This is a genomic window from Novosphingobium rosa NBRC 15208 (genome assembly GCF_001598555.1).
In the GTDB taxonomy this organism is placed as follows: domain Bacteria; phylum Pseudomonadota; class Alphaproteobacteria; order Sphingomonadales; family Sphingomonadaceae; genus Novosphingobium; species Novosphingobium rosa.
Window position 1 is genome coordinate 1 of sequence record NZ_BCZE01000007.1, and the last position, 22216, is coordinate 22216.

Below are 22216 nucleotides of genomic sequence, written 5' to 3' on the forward strand. Positions count from 1 at the left end.
GGCCCTCGCATTTTCCCTGCAATCTTCTTCAGGCGTTCCCAACCACCCAACAGGCCAAAGCCATCAACAACCCCGCAAACCGGTTCGAGCGGAAGCGGGCCAAGGCTCCGCCACCATCCTCGGGGTTCAACGATAGAGCCTGCCACAACAGATGCGCCGCCACCGGGGCCAGCGCCGCCAGCACCAGCACGTCCGGGCGCAGACGCCAGAAGGCCAGCCCCCAGCCGATCAACGCTACCGCGTAGAAGCCCAGCACGCCCTCGCGGATACGCCCGCCCAGCGACAAGGCCGAGGAGCCGATGCCGACCAGTACGTCATCCTCGCGGTCCTGGCAGGCGTAGATCGTGTCGTAACCCACGCACCAGCCCCAGCAGCCGAGGTAGAGCAGACCGAGGACATCGAGACGCTCGAAGCCGATCACTTCCACCCAGCCGACGGGGGCGCCCCAAGTGAAGACCAGCCCCAGCCATGCTTGCGGCCAGCCGGTGATGCGCTTCATAAAAGGATAGGCCGCGACCAGCGCCAGCGAGCCCAGTGCCACCAACTGCGCCTGCCAGTGGAGTTGCAGCAGCACGGTGAGGCCGATCAGGCACAGGGCCAGCAACCAGATCCATGCGGCTTTCTTGGAGACGCGTCCGCTGGCGATGGGGCGGGCACGGGTGCGGGCGACCTGCTGGTCGATGTCGACATCGACGATATCGTTGTAGACGCAACCCGCGCCGCGCATCGCCACCGATCCCAGCAGCAGCCATGCGAGCAGGCCCCAGCGTCCGGTCATCAGCGAGGGCATGCCGCCGCCCAGCAGCACGCCCCAGGCGCAGGGCCAGAACAGCAACCACCAGCCGATGGGGCGGTCCAGCCGGGCCAGAGCGGCGTAATCGCGCGCCACAGGGGGCAGGATCGCCATCAGGCCGCGATGTTCGCTATCGGGCACGGTTTGGGGCTGGATGGGCTGGGTCATCTGCGCGGCATATCCCTGCCTTGGTTAGCTCACAAGACCTGCTCTGGTCTTGGGGCGGCGGCAGCGCTAGGGAAGGCGCATGACTGACCATCTGCCCGCCACCCCCGCCTGGCCTCCGCGCAGCGCGCCGCGTCTTTTCGTGCCCGGGCCGTTGGCCATGGATGCGCAGGTGGTGATCGAGGGCGCGCAGGCGCATTATCTGGCGCGCGTGATGCGCATGGCCGTGGGCGATGCGGTGATCCTGTGCGACGATGCCACCGGCGAATGGGCGGCGCGCGCCACGCATGTCGGCAAGCGCGATCTGGCCGTCACCTGCGAGATCCTGCTGCGTCCGCGTGAGGATGTGCCCGATTTCACGCTGTGTGCGGCGCTGCTCAAGAAGGACCGCTTCGATCTGGTGCTGGAAAAGGCCTGCGAGCTGGGCGTGGCGCGTATCCAGCCGGTGCTGACCCGCCGCTGCGTGGCCGACAAGCTCAATCTGGACCGCGCCCGCGCTCTGCTCGCCGAAGCCGCCGAGCAATGCGCCCGCACCGCTTTGCCCACGCTGGCTGAGCCTATCAAGCTGGACGCCCTGCTGAAAGGATGGGATGCAAACCGCGCCCTGTTCTTCGCCGATGAAACCGGAGGCGCCACCGCCACCGCCACCTTCATCGCCAACAAAGGCCCTGCCGCCCTGCTGACCGGCCCCGAGGGCGGCTTCGACGAGGGTGAGCGCGCCGCCATCCGCGCCCTGCCGCAGGCCCATCCCATCACCCTGGGCCCGCGCATTTTGCGTGGTGAAACAGCCACAATCGCCGCCACCGCATTATGGATGGGGGTAATTGGAGACTGGTCGGTACAAAATTCTTGATTTTCTCCCGCAAATGCTCAAACGCGCTGGCCGCGGGGGTTCACCCCGTCATTTAGCGCTGGCTTGGGTGGGGGCTGTGCCCTAACACTCGCCGGCATTCAGCGGTGGACGAATTAGGCATGAGCACCAAGGAAGTTTCGGATCGCGTCGATCCGCTCATCACCACGCGCGAGCAGCTGATCGCGCCGATGGCGGGCGGCGAAAAGCCGCGTGAGCGCTGGCGCATCGGCACCGAGCACGAGAAATTCGTCTATCGCACCGCCGACCATCGCGCGCCCTCCTATGATGAACCCGACGGCATCCGCGACATGCTGGTGGCGCTGGGCCAGTTCGGCTGGGAGCCGATCATGGAAGGCGGCAACATCATTGCGCTGAAGGGCAAGGATGGCAATGTCAGCCTTGAGCCTGCGGGGCAGCTGGAGCTGTCTGGCGCGCCGCTGGTCAATCTGCACGAGACCTGCGCCGAAAGCGCGCGCCATGTTCGCCAGGTGAAAGCCATCGGCGAGAAGACCGGCACCGGCTTCCTGGGCTTGGGCCTCTGGCCCGACAAGACCCGCGAAGAGCTGCCGATCATGCCCAAGGGCCGCTACGAGATCATGCTGCGCCATATGCCGCGCGTGGGCTCGATGGGGCTGGACATGATGCTGCGCACCTGCACCATCCAGACCAATCTGGATTACAGCAGCGAAGCCGATATGGTGCAGAAGTTCCGCGTGTCGCTGGCCTTGCAGCCGCTGGCCACCGCGCTTTTCGCCAATTCGCCCTTCCTTGAGGGCAAGCCCAACGGCTATCTTTCCTATCGCAGCCATATCTGGTCGGACACCGATCCGGCGCGCACCGGCATGCTGCCTTTCGTGTTCGAGGACGGCTTCGGTTACGAGCGTTACGTCGACTATATGCTCGATGTGCCGATGTATTTCGTCTTCCGCGATGGGAAATACATCGATGCGGCGGGCCTTTCCTTCCGCGATTTCCTTGCAGGCAAGCTCTCGGCCCTGCCCGGCGAGTTGCCGCGCGAGAGCGACTGGGTCGATCACCTCTCCACCGCCTTCCCCGAGGTTCGCCTGAAGAGCTTCCTCGAAATGCGCGGCGCCGATGGCGGGCCGACCGACCGGATCTGCGCCCTGCCCGCTCTGTGGGTGGGCCTGCTTTACGATCAGTCGGCGCTGGATGCAGCTTGGGATCTGGTCAAGGGCTGGGATATGGAAGGGCGCGAAGCGCTGCGTTCCAGCGTGCCCAGGCTGGCGCTGGACGCCCCCCTGCCGGGCGGCGGCACGCTGAAGGACATCGCCCGCGAGGTGCTGGATATTGCCCGCAGCGGCCTGCGCGCCCGCGCCCAGAAGAACGCCATCGGCGACGATGAAACCGGCTTCCTGGCCCCGCTGGACGAGGTGGTCGCCACCGGCAAGGTTCCGGCCCAGCGCCTGCTCGACCTGTACCATGGCGAATGGAACGGCGACCTGTCGCGCATCTATGATGTGAAGAGCTTCTGATCCCCATGCGCAAAGGCATCATCCTCGCCTCTTTCATGCTGGTGGCTTGCGGGCCGTCCTCGTGCCATCTGTTCGGCCCCTCTCCCGAGGAAGTGGCCAAGCAGAAGGCGCAGGCCCGCGCGCTGGCCGACAAAGAAGCGATCCGCGCCTGCGAAACCCGCAACACGCAGGCCACGCAGGGCAATGCCGATCAGATCACCCAGCAGCAGACCATCATCAAGACCACGCTGGACAAGGTGACGGAAGGCAACAACGATCCCCAGAACCCGCGCGCGCTGGACTGGAGCATCGAGATCGCCGCGCTGGACGCCACAGGCTGGCGCTGGACCGAAACCAGCAGCATCACCAGCCAGCAGCCCGCTTTCCTTGGCACGGACACGCATCAGACCGGCAGCACGCTGACCTACAGCCTGTCACCAGCCGACCTGCAACCCTCGTTGACGATCGTGCCGCATGATGATGGCACGGCGGCGCTGCGCTTCTATTGCAAGACCAGCGGCTGCGTGCATCTGGTGGGGGCGACCAAGCAGGACAATTCCAGCACCGCGCCGTTCAGCGGCAGTTCCAGCAAATCCGGCACGCTGTCGCAGAGCGTCAATTCCAACGACTGGCTGCTCTCCACCCGCACCCGCGCCGAAGGGCTGAAGGTGGCGGTGGAGAAGCTGCTTTCGCTCTATGACGCCAAGCCGCTGGTCTGCCGCAACCCCGATGGCACGCCGGGGCCCGATGCCCCGCTGCTGCCCCAAGCGGCAGCATCCTCCGCCGAATAATCAGTCGAACAGCCAGCGCTGGAACCTGCCTATCGCGCGGGTGATCGGCGCATGGCGCTGCGCCCAGTCCGAATAGGCGCGGTATTTGGGGTCTTCCTGCGCCAGATGGCGCGCCTCGGTCACGCCGCGCCACCAGTAGACACCGCTGACCGCCGCCAGAATCACCGTGTTGCGAATGGTGTCAGACCATTGATGCGTGGTGGCCAGAAACGGCAGCGTCGAGGACCACCAGAACAGATTTTTCGAGACATAGGCCGGATGGCGCGTCAGGCGGTAGGGGCCGTGGGTCAGCACGCCGCGATAGGTCAGGTTGGAGAAACGCAGACCGAACGCCATGGTCGCCCAGGCATAGATCGCCACCAGCAACACCAGCCATGCTCCCCAGATCCACAACAGCGCGGGATAATCGGCCAGCCAATGACTCCAGTCGGCGGTGGCGGGATGGTAATCGAGCGGGCCGCCCTCGGCCATCAGCGTGAAGGGCGGATAGCAGATCAGCGCCGCCAGCCAGCCGTCGAGGAAGGGATTGGCGCTGCGGATCTGTGCATCAAGAGGTCGCATCGTCAGCAGATAGCCCAGAGTGCCGATCTGCGCATCCACCACGAAGAGCGCCAGCGCCAAGCCGTTGGTCAGCGCGACTGGCCCCTGCCAGCCCTGCCAGTTCACCAGATCGGCAAAGTTGCCCGGCAGGATCGAGAGCATGAAGGCCGTGAAAAAGCCCTTCACCGCCCAGCTGCGCAGATAGCGCAGCACATGGGGGCCATCCCAGCCCTCACGCCCCAGCAGCATGGCGCCGAAGTGCCATGCGCCATCATGGCGCTCCACCAGCACGCGCTCCAGCCACAATACATAGGGGATGGAGAGCAAGGCCAGCGGCACCACCGCCGCGCCCAGCAGCTGGATCGCGAAGAGATAGCTGCCCTGCCAGTAATAGCGCTCCAGCACATAGAAGGCGCCGATCATCGCCCATGTCGCCCACAGGCCCAGCAACTTGACCCAGGCCGCTGAGAATCCGTCGCGCCAGGGGCGCGGGCCGGACCAGTCCAGACCTGTCGAAGCGCGGCGATGCACCTTGTCGACCAGCACCGACCACAGAACCATCGGCAGACCGCAGGCCAGCACGCCCGTCAGCGCGGCATAGGGCCCGGAGAGCGGCAGGCGCGGCCCGGGAAGGTTCAGCAGATCGGCCACCTGCGCCCAGTTGCGGCAGATCAGCACCCAGCAGGCAAGGCCAACCAGCCCCACCCAACCGACAGCGCCCGACACATCGCTGGCCGGGCGCTCAAGGGTTTTATGCTGTGCTGTCTCGCTCATCCCGCCGTCCTTAGGGCCGCCACGGTTAAGAGCGAGATAAGCTTACTTCAGCGCCGTGATCTTGCCGCTGTCCTCGATCACATAGAGCGTCGATCCGGCGACCACAGGGGCCAGCGAGATCGGCGTCTTGAACTTCATATAGCGCTTGGCCAGACCGTCCATCACCGAAACGGTGAAAAGCGCGCCTTCCGAATTGGCCACCCACAGCTGATCGCCCGCCAGCACCGGGCCGGTCCAGAAGATCGCGCCCGCCTTCTTCTCGGCATTGTGATAGCGGTCCAGCTGGGCGATCCAGCGCACTTTGCCGTTGCTGCGCGCGATGCACAGCAGGCGGTCATCGTCGGTCAACGTGAAGATCCAGTCGCCCGAAATCGCCGGGGTGGAAATGCCCGCCACATTCAGCTCCCACACGCGCTGCCCGGTGAGCAGATCGTAGGAGGCCATGCGCCCGCCCTGACCCAGCGCGAAGACGCGGCCACGGTCGATGATCGGCGCGGCATCGATGTCGGTCAGCACGCCCACGCTGGTCGAGAGCGAGGTGCGCGACAGGGCGTCGGACCACAGCTGGCGACCGTTCTCATAGCGGTAGGCCACCAGCTCGCCGGTGGAGAAGCCCGCCACCACCGAGCCCTGGCCCGCCGCCGGAGCGCCCACGCCGAACACGCCGGTCTGGCCCAGCGAGGCGGCTTCCTGCCACAGTTCGCTGCCATCGTCGGCGTTGAGCGCATGAATCTCGTTGTTCTGGGTCATCACGAAGACGGTGCCGAAGGCCACCGTGGGGCTGCCGCGCAGCGGGCCCGCAGGCTTCACCTTCCAGACCTGCTTGCCGGTGGCGGCGTCCAGCGCGGCCACATCGCCAAGGCCCGTGGTCACATAGACGCGCCCGCCATCGACGCTGGCGCCACCGCCGAACACGGCCTGACCCAGCATGCCCGCCACATCGAAGCTGGCGGTCCATTTGCCCGCGCCCGTCTTGGCGTCGAAGGCGTGCAGAATACCGCCGGTGTCGAACATGAACAGCAGCCCGCCCGAAACGACCGGCGCGGCGGCCAGACGCTGGCGCGGATTGCTGCCCGCCACTTCGGCGGTCCAGACTTCCTTGGGGGCCTTGGCCAGCGCCAGATTGCCCGAAGCCTTGTTGGCCGAGCCGCCCGGCTGCGACCAATCGGCATTTTCCTCGGCGGTGGGCACCACGACAGCCATGTTGGCGATGTCATTGTCGACCTTGTTGGCCGATTCGATGCGGCTGAGGATCGGAATGCGATTGCCGTTGGTGGGCGTGGGGCGCTTGCCGTGCTTCTTCTTTTTCACGGGCTTGGAGGCATCGGTGTCGGACACCGAGCTGACATCATGCTTGCCCGCATGGCCACATGCCGCCAGCGACACGGCCAGCGCCAGACCAAGGGCGCCGCGCATCAGCGAAATCGGCGTGCGGCGGGAAACGGAAGGCGTCATGCGCAGGAAATCCTCTTTCAAATCCGATATCACGGCTGAGCCGGAGCAGGTGCGGCAGGCGCGGGAGCAGCGGTGATGGGCGCCGCAAGACCGGGCGCCAAAGTCGCCTTGGCAGGCTTGGCGGGCGCAGGCGGCGACACAGCAACAGGGCCGGCAACCATCGGGGGCGCGGAAGCATGGCGTGCGGACGCTTCACCACGCGGCGCGGCGCCAGCGGGCGCGGCTCCGGCAGGCGCGGCAGCGGGTGCGGGGCCAACCGGCGCGGGACCAGCCGCAGGACCAGGGCCAGCCGCAGGTCCGGGAGCGGCGGGCGCTTCCTCGGGCGCGCGGGCGATATCGTCGATGGTGTCGAAGCCCAGCAGGCCCGCCAGCTGGCGCGTGCGCGCCTTGAGCGTCTCGGGCGTGTCCTTGTCCTTGGCGATTTCGCGCAGCAGGGTTCCGGCCTGATCGGGCTTGTTCAGCTTGAGATAGGCCAGCGCCGCCAGCTCGCCCGCCGGGCCGAACCACGGATTGCCGGGCACGGCCAGCGGCTTCAGGCGCTCCAGCGCCTTGTCCGGGCCGATGGTGTCGAAACCGGCGGCCACGCCGCGCAGGGTCGCCAGATCGCGCATGGGCTGGGGCGCGGCCGTGTCGGCAGAGACCGCGTCATACAGCTTCACCGCATCGGCGGGCTTGTTCTGCTGCAGGGCGATGCCCGCCTGAATCAGCCTGGCCAGCGCGGCGCTGCCCGCCGCATCGCCCTTGGCGATGGCGTCGAGGCTGGCGGTGGCAAGATCGATGCGGCCGCCCTCGATCTGGTCGATGGCACGGGTGATGGCGATGCCGCGTTCCTCGGCCTCGGCCTGCTTGTGATGGTTCCACCACAGGCCCCCGCCCAGCGCGCCCAGAGCCGCAACCACGGCGATTCCCGCAGGCAGGCCCCAGCGCTTGAAGGCGGACTTCATCTGGTCCTCGCGCAGCGCCTCATCCACCTCGCGCATGAAGGCATCGGTCTGCGCCGCATCGCGCGCGGCCAGCTGATCGGCTCTCGACGGGGGAGTGGTGGGACGCAGGGCCAAGACAATTCGCTTTCTCTGGACGTGGTACGCAGGGTCCGGCGGCAAGAAAGCCGGACATCAGCGGGGGTGTTTAGCGGATGGGCCGCGCTTTTCAATGTCTATGCTTGGTTTCCCCCGGCCCGTTTCGGGCTTTCACGCCTCTTCAAGCCGATGCTGCCTGAAGAGGCGCCGAACACTCAGGGAAAAGCCCTGCCCCCCAGCGCCGCGCTGTAGGTGTCGCGATAGGCTTCCAGCATGGTGGCGGAATCATATTCGGCCCGCGCCCGCGCGCGATTGGCCGCGCCGATGCGGCTGCGCAGCGCCTCATCCTGAGCGAGCCGGGCGATGGCATCGCCCAAAGCCTCGTCACTGGCGGGCACGATGCAGGGCTGGTTTTCCAGCGACACCATCGCCCGCACATCGCCGACATCGGTGGCCGCCACCGGCAAACCCGCCGCCATGGCCTCCACCACGCTGATCGGGAACTGCTCGCTGTCGGACGAGAGGGCGAAGAGATCGAACAGCCCCACCACCTTCGCGGGATCGGCGGCATGGCCGGGCAGATGGACGCGGTGGCCGAGTTTGGCCGCCATGGCTTCGGCGCGGATGGCCTCACGCTCGGGGCCCTCGCCGAGGATCACCAGATGCCAGTTATCAGGCAAAGTGGCGAAGGCGCGCACCAGTCGCGGCAGGTTCTTCACCGGACGCAGGCCCGCCAGCGTACCCAACCACATCTCACCGGGGCGCTTGATCAGGCGCGACAGGGCATCGGCTTTGGGCTTGCGGCCATAGGCGGCAGTGTCGATGCCATTGACGATACGGCGCAATTTGCCCGGCGGCTGGTGCCATTCGGTGACGGCAATCGCCTCCAGCCGCTGCGAGGGGACCACCAGCGCCTTGGCCCGGCCCAGCGCGATGCGGCGATACCAGTTGCGCGCGGGCTTGCGCCGCTCGACCTCATCCTGATTGAAGCCATCCTCGTGATGGACCAGCGGCGGCAGGCGCAGCACATCGCCGAACAGCGTATGCGCCAGCACGGCATCCATCGCGCCGAAATTATAGGTCAGCACCAGATCATAGGGCGCCATGGCCTTGGCCAGCGCCATCAGCCGTCCCGGCGTGGGCTTGCCCTGAAGCGCGGGAAAATCCGGCGCCAGATCGACATGCAGCCCCGGCTGAAGCCGCGCCGCCGCGCCCATCGCCCCCGGCACGCCCGAGACCACGCTGTGATGCAGATCAGGCCCGAAGGCGTTCATCAGCTGGACGCAGCGCAGCTCCTTCCCGCCCGGATCGAAGCTGGAATGGAGATGCAGAACTTTCAAACCGCTCATCCAGGTCAGGCCACCGGCGTCGCGATTTTGGCCAGCAGGCGCTCGATGGCCTCGGCGGCCTCGGGTTCGTCCAGCGTGGGGGCGTGGCCCGTGCGGGGCACGGCGACGGCCTCGGCCTTGGGCAGGCGGCGGGTCATCTGCGCCAGCGTTTCGGGCGAGAGAATGTCAGAAAGCGCCCCGCGGATAAACAGCACCGGCACCGCACCCAGCGCCTCCAGCCCCGGCCACAGATCAACACCCGCCTCGCCGCCCGGCTTTTCGAAGGGCTCGGCGATCTTCATGTCGTAATCATAGACGATGCGACCATTGGCGTTGAGCACCATCACCCGCTTGGCCATCGCCAGCCAGTCCGCCGCCTGATAGTCGGGGAAGGCCCCGCTCTGGTCTTCCTCCAGCGCGCGGGCGGCGTGCATCCAGGTGGGGAAGGTGCCGCCCTGCCCCACATAATCGCGAATGCGGGCCAGCCCCTCGGGCTCGATCACCGGGCCGATGTCGTTGAGCACCGCGCCGGCGATTCGCCCCGGCTCCACCATGCCCATCAGCATCGTCATCAAGCCGCCCAGCGACGTGCCCACCGCGATAAAGCGCGTGATGCCCTCCTGCTCCAGCAGGGCGTTCACATCGGCCACATATTGCAGCGGATTGTAGGTGGCGGAATTCTTGGCGTAGGCGCTGTCACCCCGCCCGCGCATATCCGGGCACAGCACGCGCCAGCGCCCGGCAAGGCGCGCCGCCAGCCCCTCGAAATCGCGGGCATTGCGCGTCAGCCCCGGCAGGCAGAGGACGGGAATGCCGCCTTCTGGGCCAGCATAATCGCGGACATGCAGGGAGAGCCCGTCGCCACTTTGCCAGTGGCGGTCGGTATAGGCTTGGTCGGCGCTGGGCCGGTCGGTGAAAGAGGTCATCGGTCCTGTGCTTCACGAAACCGCATGAGGGTGCGGCACCCGCTCGCCCTTTCCCGCTTGCGCCGGACCGGACACGCCCCCACTTATGCGGCCATGCGCCAAGAACCGCAAGCATCGCCCTACAGGCCTGATCCACAGATCAACACCGTCGCCGATTGGCTGGGGGACCAGGTGCCCCCCGCCAATTTCCCCAAACATATCCTGCGCTGGCGTGACGACGCCCATGCCGCCACAGTGGGCCTATCCGGGCTGAGCGACGAGGCATGGATCGCCCATTTCGGGCGTTTCGAAGCGCTTGAAGGCAACCTGCCCCAACCGCTGGCGCTGCGCTATCACGGCCACCAGTTCCGCCATTACAATCCCGAACTGGGTGACGGGCGCGGGTTCCTGTTTGCCCAGATGCGCGATTCTGCCGATCGCCTGATGGACCTTGGCACCAAGGGATCGGGCGTCACGCCATGGAGCCGGCAGGGCGACGGGCGACTCACGCTGAAAGGCGCGATGCGCGAGATTCTGGCCACCACCATGCTGGAGGCTTTGGGCGCCAACACCTCGAAAACCTTCTCCGTGATCGAAACCGGCGAGCATCTCCATCGCGGGGACGAGCCCAGCCCGACTCGCTCCGCCGTGCTGGTGCGCCTGTCGCACGGGCATATCCGCATCGGCAGTTTTCAGCGCTTGATGGCGCTGGAAGAGGATGCGCATCTTGCCGCGCTGGTGGATTACGCGCTGGCGCAATACCCCGGCCCTGCCGCGCCCGCTGGCGTCCCCGATGCCGAAAACCCCGCCGTGATTCTGCTGCATCAGGTGGTCGAACGGCTGGCCGATATGGCCGCCAGCTATGTGGCGAGCGGCTTCGTCCATGGCGTGCTCAACACCGACAATATGAACATCACCGGCGAAAGCTTCGATTACGGCCCATGGCGCTGGCTGCCAGCATGGGACGCCAGCTTCACCGCTGCCTATTTCGACCACGCCGGGCTCTACGCCTTCGGGCGGCAGGGCGAGGCGATTCGCTGGAACTGCGGCCAGTTGGCCGTGGCCCTGCGCCCGCTGGCGGAAACCGCGCCTCTGGTGGCGGCTCTGGAACGCTTCGAGCCAATCTTCCAGCGCCGCCTCGCCCAGCGCGTGCTGTGGCGTCTGGGGGTGCAGGAAGTTGGCCCGGAAGAGGATGCCGCCGCGCTGAATGTCATCGGCAAGGCTCTGGCCGCCAGTGGTTTGAGCCCCGATGTGTTTTTCCACGTCCATCGCGGCGGGCGCTTGCTAGAGGGGCTGCCAGAAGCCGTGCCCGGCGCTCTGGACCATCCGCTGTGGCATGAGAATGCCGCGCCCACGAATCACATCGATGAGGTGGAGCGGATCTGGGCCGCCATCGATGCTGGGGATGATTGGCAGGTTTTGCATGACCACACCGCCGCGATCGCTCGGTTGGGGGAGGCTTTGGGAGAGCCTTTGAAGACCGTGGGACATCAGTAAGAAGAGAGAAATGCGAGGGCCCCAAGCGAGCGCTTGTCGCGAGCGACAAGCTACGGCGCCCTCGCGCTCCCGTTAATGTCTACGTGGCGCATCGGGTTCGGCCACAGAACAAACGTCTTAGCGCTGCAGGCAGTATGCGACCTTTGCGCTGCGATCCGGCCTGACGCTCCATCCGTGTCGGGAGACGTAAAAGGGGCACGGGCGCGCCCTGCTTTTCCTCTTACCCTCATCCCTCTGGAAACCTCCTGATAACCATGCAGCGTGCAAGAAAGGGACAATCGCACAACTTTTACCTCAACGAAGGCCGTCTCTTGATACACGCTTCTGTCTCGCCCGCTCAGATCACCTCGCTGGAACCGGCGACGGGTGAGGTGCTGTGGCAAGGCGCTGTCAGCGACATCGACAGCAGCGTGGAGCGCGCGCGCCTCGCGTGGCCCCGCTGGGCGATGCTGCCCCAGTCCGACCGCGTGGAATTCTGCCGCCGCCTGACGCGCGACCTGCGCCGCATGGGAGACGATCTGGTCCATCTGCTGGCCCGCGAAACCGGCATGCCACTGTGGGAAGCCCATGCCGAGACCGACGCCGCCATCGCCCGGGTGGAAATCGTGGTGCGCTCCCACGCCGAGCGTTGCGCGCAACGCAAGCTGGATAATGGCCGCAATGGCATGGTGGCCACGCGCCACAAACCGCATGGGGTGTTGGGGGTGATAAGCCCCTTCGCCCAACCACTGCTCACGCCGCTGACACAGATCTTCCCCGCTCTGATCGCGGGCAACACCGTGCTGTTCAAGCCGTCCGACAAGGCCGTCGCCGTGGGCGAGGCCATCGTTCAGGCGGCCGCGCGGATGGGCGTGCCCGATGGCGTGCTGCAACTGGTCGTGGGCGGCGCCGAGCAGGGGCAGGCTCTGGCGCTGCATGAGGGCATTGATGGCCTGCTCTTCGCCGGATCAGCCTCGGTGGGGCTGGGCTTCGCGCGGGCCTACGCCAACCGCCCCGACCGGCTGCTGCGACTGGAAATGGGCGGCAACAATCCGCTGGTGGTGTGGGACACGCCCATGATCGCCGACGCCGCCGCTCTGGTGGTGCAGTCCGCCTTCCAGCATGGCGGGCAGCGCAACACCAGCGCCCGCCGTCTGATCGTGAAGGAGGAGCTGGCCGAGCCGCTGCTCGCCGCAGTCAGGCATTGGGCCGATCTGATGATCTGCGGCGCCCCCTTCGATGACCCCGTGCCCTATATGGGCCCCCTGAGCGACATGACCGCCGCCGACGGGCTGACTCAGAGCTTTATCTGGCTGATGTCCAACGGCGCGCGTCCCATCCGCCACCCCACCCGCCCTCACCCCGATCTGCCCTTCCTCACCCCCGGCATCATCGATGTGACGGAGATGGCCCAGCGGCCCGATGTGGAGCTGTTCGGCCCGCTGCTGCAGGTGATCCGCGTGCAGGATTTCGACGAGGCCGTCGCGGTGGCGAACGAGACGCAATATGGCCTCTGTGCAGCGTTGGTTGGGGGCACGCCCGAGCATTACAGCCAGTTCTGGGCCCAGAGCCGCGCCGGGCTGGTGCATTGGAACCGGCCCACCACGGTCGATCTGCCCGCCGCGCCGATGGGGGGCGTGGGGCTCTCGGGCAATCTGCGCCCGGGCGGGGCCTATGCTTCGGACAGTTGCGCTTTCCCGGTGAGTTCGGCGGAGGTGGAGCAGCCTCGGGCCGTGCTGGGGGCCGGGTTTATGATGGAAGAGGTTGAAGGGATTTAAGGGTTGAAAGCAGGGGGCCATCGCCCCCTGCACCCCCTTTATGTCTTCCGGCGATATGGCAATGGTTCCCGATCCTTGTGCCCAGTCTCTCCACCTGCGTCAGCCATGGCGCCGCAGGCTTTCAATCATCGATAAGCTATGCTGGCGTTTTTAAAGCCTGCGGCGCAGCGACGTTGCGCCAAGGCCGAACCCGAAGCGCCAACGTAGACATTAAAGGGAGCGCGAGGGCGATGGCCCTCGCATGTCCCCTTCTTCAAACCTCTTGAACAGAAAAAGGCGGCGAAGCCGAAGCCCCGCCGCCCTTTCAAGTTCCGAGAAACCAGCGCCTTAAGCCGCTGCTTCTTCCTTGCCCTTCAGCACGCGAACGGGTTCCTTGCGACCCTCGACCACATCCTTGTCGACCACGACCTCGGCGATGTCGTCTTCGGTCGGCAGGTCGAACATGGTGTCGAGCAGCAGCCCTTCCACGATCGAGCGCAGGCCGCGTGCACCGGTCTTGCGCTCGATGGCCTTCTTGGCGATGGCTTCCAGCGCGTCGTCGGTGAAGGTCAGGGTGACGTCTTCAAGGTCGAACAGCTTGGCGTACTGCTTGATCAGCGCGTTCTTCGGCTCGCGCAGGATCAGCACCAGCGCGGGGATGTCGAGATCCTCCAGCGTGGCGATCACCGGCAAACGGCCGACGAATTCGGGGATCAGGCCGAACTTCAGCAGATCTTCCGGCTCGGCCTTCTGCAGCAGTTCGCCGACCTTGCGCTTCTCGGGGTCGGCCACATGGGCACCGAAACCGATCGAGCGCTTCTGCAGGCGATCCGCGATGATCTTTTCGAGGCCCGCGAAGGCGCCGCCGCAGATGAACAGGATGTTGGTCGTGTCCACCTGCAGGAATTCCTGCTGCGGATGCTTGCGGCCACCCTGCGGCGGAACGCTGGCGGTGGTGCCTTCCATCAGCTTGAGCAGGGCCTGCTGCACGCCCTCGCCCGAAACGTCGCGCGTGATCGAGGGGTTCTCGGCCTTGCGGCTGATCTTGTCGATCTCGTCGATGTAGACGATGCCGTGCTGGGCCTTCTCGACATTGTAGTCGCTGGCCTGCAGCAGCTTGAGGATGATGTTTTCCACGTCCTCACCCACGTAACCGGCTTCGGTCAGCGTGGTGGCGTCGGCCATGGTGAAGGGCACGTCGAAGGTCTTGGCCAGCGTCTGGGCCAGCAGCGTCTTGCCCGAGCCGGTGGGGCCCACGAGCAGGATGTTCGACTTCGACAGCTCGACATCGCCGCCCTTGCCGCTGTGCTTCAACCGCTTGTAGTGGTTGTGCACGGCGACCGAGAGCACGCGCTTGGCGCGGTCCTGGCCGATGACGTAATCGTTCAGCGTCTCGAAGATGTCCTTCGGGCTGGGAACGCCGCCGTCCTTCTTGCCTGCGATGCCGGCCTTGGTTTCCTCGCGGATGATGTCGTTGCACAACTCCACGCATTCATCGCAGATGAACACGGTGGGGCCAGCGATCAGCTTCCTCACCTCATGCTGGCTCTTCCCGCAGAAGCTGCAGTAGAGGGTGCTCTTGGCATCGGATCCGCTCAGTTTCGTCATAGGCTTTCCTGCTTCATCCGGGTGGGGAGCAGCTCCCCGGCCCGGACTTTCATATCATCCCCGCCGCTGTCTATCAGGGCGGGCCTTGCCGGTGCATGAAGCACCGGTCCCGATCATTCCTTAACCGGCCGCGGGGGTATCGCCATCCGGGCGGGTTTCGAAGACCTTGTCGATCAGACCGAACTTGAGCGCCTCATCGGCTTCAAGGAAGGTGTCACGGTCCATGGCGGCCTCGATCTCTTCAAGGCTCTTACCGGTAAACTTCACGTAAAGATCGTTCATGCGCTTGCGAATGCGCAGGATCTCACGCGCCTGGATCTCGATGTCCGAAGCCATACCCTGGGCGCCGCCGCTGGGCTGGTGGATCATGATGCGCGCATTGGGCAGGGCCACGCGCATGCCGGGCTCACCGGCGGCGAGCAGGAAGCTGCCCATCGAGCAGGCCTGGCCGATGCACACGGTGGAGACCTTGGGCTTGATGTACTGCATCGTGTCGTAGATCGACAGGCCCGCCGTCACCACGCCGCCGGGCGAGTTGATGTACATGCTGATGTCCTTGGTCGGGTTCTCCGATTCGAGGAAGAGCAGCTGGGCGACGATGACGCTGGCCATGTGATCCTCGATCTGGCCGGTCACGAAGATGATTCGCTCGCGCAGCAGGCGCGAATAGATGTCGAAGCTGCGCTCACCGCGGCTCGACTGTTCCACCACGACGGGGATCAGGCTGCCGGTAACCGGGTCACGCGTGAACTGACCCTGGGTGCTGTGGCTGCCATGTCCGAACAGGTCGATCATCAAAAATTCCTCTTGCCTTGGCCAACCTATGTCGCGTGACTTTGGGCGATGTTCAAGGGGATTAACCCAAGAAATCTGTGCCACAGGGCGATATCCCCAAGGCAGAAGGCCGAAAGAAGGCTTGCGGCGAGTGGGGCGGAATGCACGCCAACACGCTGACGGGGCACCTCAATCCGGCGGAAAACGGAAAAGCCCGGCGCGGGAAAGATCCTCGCGCCGGGCCTGTCCATGTGCCCTTTCGGGCCACCGCGTGAGAAACTTAGTTCTCCTCGGCGGCCTTCTTCTTGGGGGCAGCCTTCTTCTTGGGGGCGGCCTCGGCGGCAGCCTCGCCCTCGGCGGCTTCAGCCGCTTCGGCCTTCTTCTTGGGCGCGGCCTTCTTCTTCGGCGCTTCCTCGGTCACGTCGGCGTCGGCAGCGGCTTCAGCCTTCTTCGCCGTCTTCTTGGCGGGCTTGGCTTCGGCGTGGTCATGGCCGCAGTCGGGGCCGTGCACGTGACCGGCCTCGCCTTCGTCAGCCTCGATGGCCGCCTGCAGCTCTTCCTTGGTCACTTCGCGCTCGGTCACCTCGGCCTGCTCGAAGAGGAAGTCCACGACCTTCTCTTCATACAGCGGGGCGCGCAGCTGAGCGGCAGCCAGCGGCTCGCTCTGGATGTATTCGGCGAAGCGCTGACGGTCCTCGGGGCGGTACTGCTGCGCGGCCTGCTGCACCAGCATCTGCATTTCCTGCTGGGACACCTCGACGCCGTTCTTCTGGCCGATCTCGCTCAGCAGCAGGCCCAGGCGCACGCGGCGCACAGCGATACCGCGATAGTCGTCCTTCTCGGCCTCGATCTCGGCCAGAGCGGCGGCGGGATCTTCCTCGTTGCCGGCTTCCTGCGTCAGCTGCTGCCAGATCTGGTTAAATTCGGCCTCCACCATGGTGGGGGGAACGTCGAAATCATGGCCCTCGGCCAGGATGTCGAGCAGCTGGCGCTTCATCTGGGTGCGGGTCAGCTGGGCGGTCTCGCCCTCCAGCTGGCCCTTGAGCAGGCCCTTGAGCTGCTCCAGATCGGTCAGGCCCAAGCTCTTGGCGAACTCGTCGTCGATGACGGTTTCGGCGGCAACCTTGATGCCCTTGACCTTGATGTCGAAGGTGGTTTCCTTGCCCTTCAGGTTCTCGGCGGGATAGTCCTCGGGGAAGGTCACGGTGATGACCTTCTCGTCACCGACCTTGGCGCCGACGAGCTGCTCTTCGAAACCGGGGATGAAACGGCCAGCGCCGATTTCCAGCGCGGCATCTTCAGCCTGACCGCCATCGAAAGGCACGCCGTCCAGCTTGCCCAGGAAGTCGATGGTCAGCTGGTCGCCTTCGGCGGCAACCTTGCCCTCTTCGGCGTCCTCGAAACGCTTGGCACTGCTGGCCACGCGCTGCACGGCCTCGTCCACAGCCTCGTCCTTGACGGGCACGACCAGCTTTTCCAGCTTCAGACCGGTCAGGTCCGGGGCCGAGATGGTGGGCAGCACTTCGAGAGCGACGGTCAGCTCGGCATCCTTGCCCAGCTCATAGCCTTCGGTCAGCGCCACGTCGGGCTGGGTGGCGGGGCGCAGCTGCTGGTCGATGATGACCTTGTCCAGCGCCTCGCGGATGGTGCCCTGCAGGGCGTCCTGGTGGATCTGGTCGCCAAAGCGCTTGCGCACCAGATTCGCGGGCACCTTGCCGGGGCGGAAGCCGGGCAGCTGCACCTGCGGGGCGACGCGAGCGATCTCGCCATCGACCTTCTCGGCGATCAGCGCGGCGGGGATGGTGACCGTAAAGCCGCGCTTGAGGCCTTCGTTCGTGGTTTCGACGATCTGCATGATTTGAAAGCCTTCCCAAAGCGAGATGGCGCCGTGTGCCCTGCCCTTGGCCCGGGGCGGAAATTGGTGCGGGCGAAGGGACTCGAACCCCCACATCTTTCGATACTGGTACCTAAAACCAGCGCGTCTACCAATTCCGCCACGCCCGCTTGACACACGAAGCCGCGAAAATTCAAGGGGTGCGCCCTAGTGTACTCGCGCCAAAAGGGCAAGAGCATGCGCGCGAAAAGCGCGGAAGCGGTGAAAACCCCGCTCCGCGCAGGTCCATCAGGGGTGCGGCGCGATGCCCACCCATTGCGCCAGCCGCATCAGCGTGAAGGCGCTCCAGCCCGACTGACCCGGCAGGCCACCCTGCGGCGCCACACCCGCGCCCATCACCACCGAGCATTCCACACAGCGCGCCTGAGCACCCTGTGCGCCCATCAGCATCCTGGCCTGAGCCACCATCCGGGCCAGCCCCATTTGCTGACGCGCCGCGATCAAACCACTTAGATCGCCGGAAAGCGCATGGCCATCATCGTCGCTGCCGGCCTGATTGCCGCTGCTGTCGTCATCATTACCGCGCAGGCTCTGCGCCAGCTGGACCAGAGCGGAAGGCTTCTGCTGCAGGAATTCGGGGTGCCATTCGCCATCCTTCAGCTTGGCCTGATCGGCGGCATAGGCCAAGGCATCGTCCAGCCCGCCGAACGCATCGACCAGCCCCTTCTGACGCGCCGTGCCGCCATCCCAGACGCGGCCCTGCGCGATGGCGTCGACCTCTTCAGGCGTCTTATGGCGCGAATTGGCCACCAGCTTGATGAAGCGGCCATAGCCACCCTCGATATCGGCCTGAAGCAGGGCTTCCACCTCGGGCGTCAGGCCGGTGACCAGATCGGGTTGGCCGGACAGCGGCGTGGTGCGCACGCCGTCACCCGTCACGCCCCAATGGGACAACGCCTTCTCGAAGCTGGGCACCACGGCGAAAATGCCGATCGAGCCGGTGATCGTGCCGGGCTGGGCGAAGATGCGCGTCGCGGGCGTGGAAACCCAATAGCCGCCGCTTGCCGCGTAATTGGCCATGGAGACCACGATGGGCAGGCCCAGCTTCTTCTGCCGCTCGATGGCCGCGCGGATCGCCTCGGCGCCCACCACCGAGCCGCCGGGGGAATCGACACGTACCACCAGCGCCGACAATTTGCGCTGCTGCGCCGAATCGATCAGCGCGGCAATGCGCGCGCCGCCTGCCGTGCCGGGGCCTTCCTTGCCGTCGGTGATGTCACCCGCGATGGTGATGACGCCGATGGCCTTGCCTTTGGTGCTTTCCGGGTTCGCCGCCACCCAGGTGTCCAGCGAGGTATGGGCAAAGGCGCCCGGGCGCTTGTCGTTGCGATCATCGCCCGCCACATCGGCGACGCGCTGGCCGAAATCGGTGCGGTTGCCGATGCGGTCAACCAGCTTCGCCTTCAGCGCCGCCTGAGCCGCATCGCCGCCCGCCGCCTTGAGCAGGCCCAGCGGATCCTTCACCACGCCAGCGATGTCCGCCTGCGGCCGCGCCTTGGCGACATTGGCCTGCCACTCGCTCCAGATCGAGCCGATCAGGGCCTTGTTGGACTCGCGCGACGGATCGGACATGCCATTGCGGATGTAGGGTTCGACGAAATCCTTATAGGTGCCCACGCGGAAGACATGGACATTGATCATCAGCTTCTCAAGCAGCGGGCCAAAGTAGGGACGATAGCCCCCCGGCCCCGGAACAAAGGCCCCGCCCAGCGGATCGAGCCACACCTCGCTGCCATGGGCGGCCATCAGCATGCCGGCGTCGTCCAGCATCATGCCATAGACCAGCACCGGCTTTTTCGCGGCCTTCACGGCGTCCATCGCCGCGCCGATCTCCTCCAGATGGACCAGACCGCCGCCTGAAAAGCCCGACATATCGATGGCGACGGCGCGGATCTTGTCATCCGCCACGGCGCCCTTCAGCGCGCGCACCACATCACGCTCGCGCACCACCTTCTCGGCGCCACCGCCGCCGGTCAGCATGGTGGCCGGATCGAGGCGGGGCAGTTCCTCCACCACCGCGCCGTCCAGCTTGATCAGCAGGGCACCCTTGCGCACCTGAGGCGAAGGCCCGCGCGCCGTCAGCGCGGCAAACAGCAGGAAGAAGAACAGCAGCGCCATCACCAGCACCAGCGCGTCCTTGATCGCGACCAGCAGGTTCCAAACCTTGCGCGCGAAGATCATGCCGTTTTCCGTCCTTATTCCATGATGATGCAGCAGAGCGAAAACCCAAGGTGGAGCCGCTTGTTCCGTGCTGCAAGAGCCCCTCCCCTTAAACACAAGTGGAGAAAGGGGCAAACGGGCTTGAGTGGAAGGCCTCTGCGCTCTAGGGCATCGTCTTCGATGACATCCTTTCAGCTCCCTCCCCTGCCGGCGTCCAGCGCCGGGCAGGCGTCGCGCTTCCCTGCGGGCTCGCTCGCTTTTCCTCATCGCGGATTGCTCGGCATCGCCGGCCTTGCGCCGCATGAGATCCTGTTCCTGCTCGATGAGGCGGAACGCTGGGTCGAGCTGAACCGCCAGCCCACCAAGCGGGTCGAGGCGCTGCGCGGCCTCACCATCATCAACGCCTTCTTCGAGAACTCGACGCGCACGCTGCTCAGCTTCGAAATCGCGGGCAAGCGCCTCGGCGCCGATGTGGTGAACATGCATGCCGCCACCAGCAGCGTGAAAAAGGGCGAGACGCTGATCGATACGGCGATGACACTCAACGCCATGCGGGCCGACGCCATCGTGATCCGTCATGCTTCCTCGGGCGCGGTGCGGCTGATCGCCGACAAGGTGGACTGCCCGGTGCTGAATGCGGGCGATGGCCAGCACGAACACCCCACACAGGCGCTGCTCGATGCGCTGACCATCCGCCAGTCGCTCAACTTCACCGGCGGCGAGGGTTTCGTGGGCCTGAAAGTGGTGATCTGCGGCGACATCCTGCACAGCCGCGTGGCGCGCTCGAACATTCTGTCGCTCACGGCGCTGGGTGCCGATGTGCGCGTCTGCGCCCCCCCCGCCCTGATGCCGGAGGGGATCGAGCAGATGCGCGTCACCCCTTATCATGATTTCGACAAGGCGCTTGAGGGCGCGGAAGTGGTGATGATGCTGCGCCTGCAGAACGAACGCATGACCGGCCAGTTCATCCCCTCGCCCCGCGAATACCGCCACCTTTACGGGCTCAGCCCCGCGCGCCTCGCTAGGGCCCATCCCGACGCCGTGGTGATGCACCCCGGCCCGATGAACCGCGGCATCGAGATCGACTCGACCGTGGCCGATCTGCCCGAGCGCAGCCTCATCACCCGTCAGGTCGAGATGGGCGTCGCCGTCCGCATGGCCGCGCTGGAGATCCTGACAAGACGCGCACGCGGCATGGAGGGCTGGGCATGAAGCACGCTCCCCTCACCATCGTGAACGGCCTGCTGGTCACGCCGGGCCAAGCGCCGTTCAAGGGCACCCTGCGCGCCGTCGATGACCGCATTGTCGCCCTGGGCGATGTTGCGGCCGAAATGGGTGATACCGTGGTTGATGCCAAGGGCGCGCTGGTCACGCCCGGTCTGGTCGATCTGGGCGTCTTCGCCATCGACAAGCCCGCCTTCCATTTCGGCGGCATCACCCGCGCCGCGCTGATGCCCGACCAGAGCCCGGTGATCGACCGCCCGTCGAACACCCGCTACGCCGCGCAGAGCGGCAAGCCGGACCTGTGGGTCCATCCCCTCGCCGCCGCCACACGCGGGCTTGAAGGCAAGGAACTGGCCGAGGTCGCCATGATGCGCGATGCCGGGGCCAAGGCCGTGGCCACGGGCCGCGCGTGGATCGGCGACTCGGGCGTGATGCTGCGCCTGCTGCGCTATGCCGCGATGCTGGGCATGACGGTCATCACCCATGCCGAGGATGCCGGGATCACCGGCGGCGCGGTCGCCACCGCAGGCGAGATGGCCACCCGCCTCGGCCTGCCCAGCGCCCCGCGTGAGGCCGAGGCCGTCGCCGTCGCCCGCGATATTGCCCTGGCCGAAATGGCGGGCGCCGCGCTGCACTTCCGCCAGATCACCACGAAAGCCGCGCTCGATCTGGTGCGTGCGGCCAAGGCGAAGGGTCTGCGCATCACGGCGGGCGTCACCCCGGCGCATTTCATGCTGTCGGACACAGCTCTGGCCGATTTCCGTACCTTCTGCCGCCTTTCGCCGCCGCTGCGTCAGGAGGATGACCGCAAGGCCGTGATCGCCGCCATCGGCGACGGCACGATCGACGTGATCGCCTCCGGCCACGATCCGCGCGGCCCCGAAGACAAGCGCCTGCCCTTCGCCGATGCCGAACCCGGCATGGCCGGCGCGGAAACCCTGCTGCCGCTGACCATGACTCTGGTGCGCGACGGCGTGATCGATATGGCCCGCGCCTTCGAGCTGCTGGCCACCAACCCGGCGCGCCTGCTGGGCGTGGATGCGGGCGTGCTGGCGGTGGGCGCTCAGGCGGACATCGCGCTGATCGATGCCGACAAGCCGTGGATTGTCGATTCGAACAAGATGGCGGCGGCGGCGGGCAACACGCCTTTTGACCGCCAGCCCGTGCAAGGCCGCGTGCTGGGCCTGTTCAAGGGCGGCGCGCGGGTCGACTAGATTGTTGTCGCATC

General features: G+C 66.1%; 17 protein-coding genes and 1 tRNA gene. 7 read left to right on the top strand and 11 right to left on the bottom strand.

The genetic code is table 11. The features are described 5' to 3' along the window. Nucleotides 1-28 precede the first annotated feature (28 nt). On the bottom strand, nucleotides 29-961 hold the full coding sequence (gene ubiA / locus SR3_RS02950; protein WP_068080513.1) for a 4-hydroxybenzoate octaprenyltransferase: 933 nt from the start codon (nucleotides 959-961) through the stop codon (nucleotides 29-31). 79 nt (nucleotides 962-1040) lie between these two features. Between ubiA and SR3_RS02955 the strand changes: the two genes are divergently transcribed. From SR3_RS02955 to SR3_RS02965, 3 genes are all read left to right on the top strand, one after another. Continuing rightward, entirely contained in the window at nucleotides 1041-1811 is a 771-nt protein-coding gene (locus SR3_RS02955) for a 16S rRNA (uracil(1498)-N(3))-methyltransferase (RefSeq protein ID WP_068080515.1), read from the top strand. Nucleotides 1812-1930: 119 nt separating this feature from the next. Then, nucleotides 1931-3304, top strand: coding sequence for a glutamate--cysteine ligase (locus SR3_RS02960; protein ID WP_068080517.1), 1374 nt, complete (start codon nucleotides 1931-1933; stop codon nucleotides 3302-3304). 5 nt (nucleotides 3305-3309) lie between these two features. Then, nucleotides 3310-4074, top strand: coding sequence for a hypothetical protein (locus SR3_RS02965; protein WP_068080519.1), 765 nt, complete (start codon nucleotides 3310-3312; stop codon nucleotides 4072-4074). On the opposite strand, the gene SR3_RS02970 is transcribed toward SR3_RS02965, so the two are convergent. From SR3_RS02970 to SR3_RS02990, 5 genes are all read right to left on the bottom strand, one after another. After that, the gene (locus SR3_RS02970; RefSeq protein WP_068080521.1) at nucleotides 4075-5388 is read right to left on the bottom strand and encodes a methyltransferase family protein; all 1314 of its coding nucleotides are present in this window, start codon (nucleotides 5386-5388) and stop codon (nucleotides 4075-4077) included. Between the two features lie 42 nt (nucleotides 5389-5430). Next, nucleotides 5431-6843 carry an outer membrane protein assembly factor BamB family protein gene (locus SR3_RS02975; protein ID WP_068080523.1) on the bottom strand — a complete coding sequence of 471 codons (1413 nt, stop codon included), beginning with the start codon at nucleotides 6841-6843 and terminating at the stop codon, nucleotides 5431-5433. A 29-nt stretch (nucleotides 6844-6872) separates the two neighbouring features. Then, a complete protein-coding gene (locus SR3_RS02980; protein WP_245653746.1) occupies nucleotides 6873-7901 on the bottom strand; it encodes a tetratricopeptide repeat protein in 1029 nt (342 codons plus the stop codon). Between the two features lie 176 nt (nucleotides 7902-8077). After that, a complete protein-coding gene (locus SR3_RS02985) occupies nucleotides 8078-9211 on the bottom strand; it encodes a glycosyltransferase (RefSeq protein WP_068080525.1) in 1134 nt (377 codons plus the stop codon). Between the two features lie 5 nt (nucleotides 9212-9216). Beyond that, the gene (locus SR3_RS02990) at nucleotides 9217-10116 is read right to left on the bottom strand and encodes an alpha/beta fold hydrolase (RefSeq protein ID WP_068080527.1); all 900 of its coding nucleotides are present in this window, start codon (nucleotides 10114-10116) and stop codon (nucleotides 9217-9219) included. 93 nt (nucleotides 10117-10209) lie between these two features. Between SR3_RS02990 and SR3_RS02995 the strand changes: the two genes are divergently transcribed. Continuing rightward, the gene (locus SR3_RS02995) at nucleotides 10210-11592 is read left to right on the top strand and encodes a protein adenylyltransferase SelO family protein (RefSeq protein WP_068080678.1); all 1383 of its coding nucleotides are present in this window, start codon (nucleotides 10210-10212) and stop codon (nucleotides 11590-11592) included. A 311-nt stretch (nucleotides 11593-11903) separates the two neighbouring features. Continuing rightward, complete coding sequence (locus SR3_RS03000) at nucleotides 11904-13349, top strand: aldehyde dehydrogenase family protein (protein ID WP_245653747.1); 1446 nt, start codon at nucleotides 11904-11906, stop codon at nucleotides 13347-13349. 327 nt (nucleotides 13350-13676) lie between these two features. Here the strand turns inward: SR3_RS03000 and clpX are convergent, their stop codons facing one another. The 5 genes from clpX to sppA form a co-directional block, all read right to left on the bottom strand. Beyond that, a complete protein-coding gene (gene clpX / locus SR3_RS03005; RefSeq protein WP_068080529.1) occupies nucleotides 13677-14936 on the bottom strand; it encodes an ATP-dependent Clp protease ATP-binding subunit ClpX in 1260 nt (419 codons plus the stop codon). Between the two features lie 120 nt (nucleotides 14937-15056). Further along, nucleotides 15057-15731: an ATP-dependent Clp endopeptidase proteolytic subunit ClpP gene (gene clpP, locus SR3_RS03010; protein WP_068080532.1), complete on the bottom strand. Its 675-nt coding sequence runs from the start codon at nucleotides 15729-15731 to the stop codon at nucleotides 15057-15059. A gap of 259 nt (nucleotides 15732-15990) precedes the next feature. Further along, nucleotides 15991-17565, bottom strand: a complete 1575-nt coding sequence (tig, locus tag SR3_RS03015) for a trigger factor (RefSeq protein ID WP_068080533.1) — start codon at nucleotides 17563-17565, stop codon at nucleotides 15991-15993. Between the two features lie 64 nt (nucleotides 17566-17629). Then, nucleotides 17630-17714, bottom strand: a tRNA-Leu gene (locus SR3_RS03020). Between the two features lie 118 nt (nucleotides 17715-17832). Then, the gene (gene sppA / locus SR3_RS03025) at nucleotides 17833-19785 is read right to left on the bottom strand and encodes a signal peptide peptidase SppA (protein ID WP_068080535.1); all 1953 of its coding nucleotides are present in this window, start codon (nucleotides 19783-19785) and stop codon (nucleotides 17833-17835) included. Nucleotides 19786-19944: 159 nt separating this feature from the next. Between sppA and SR3_RS03030 the strand changes: the two genes are divergently transcribed. Beyond that, entirely contained in the window at nucleotides 19945-20976 is a 1032-nt protein-coding gene (locus SR3_RS03030) for an aspartate carbamoyltransferase catalytic subunit (protein WP_068080537.1), read from the top strand. Next, nucleotides 20973-22202, top strand: a complete 1230-nt coding sequence (locus tag SR3_RS03035) for a dihydroorotase (RefSeq protein ID WP_068080539.1) — start codon at nucleotides 20973-20975, stop codon at nucleotides 22200-22202. The genes SR3_RS03030 and SR3_RS03035 overlap by 4 nt, the downstream gene beginning before the upstream one ends. The last annotated feature ends 14 nt before the right edge of the window (nucleotides 22203-22216 follow it).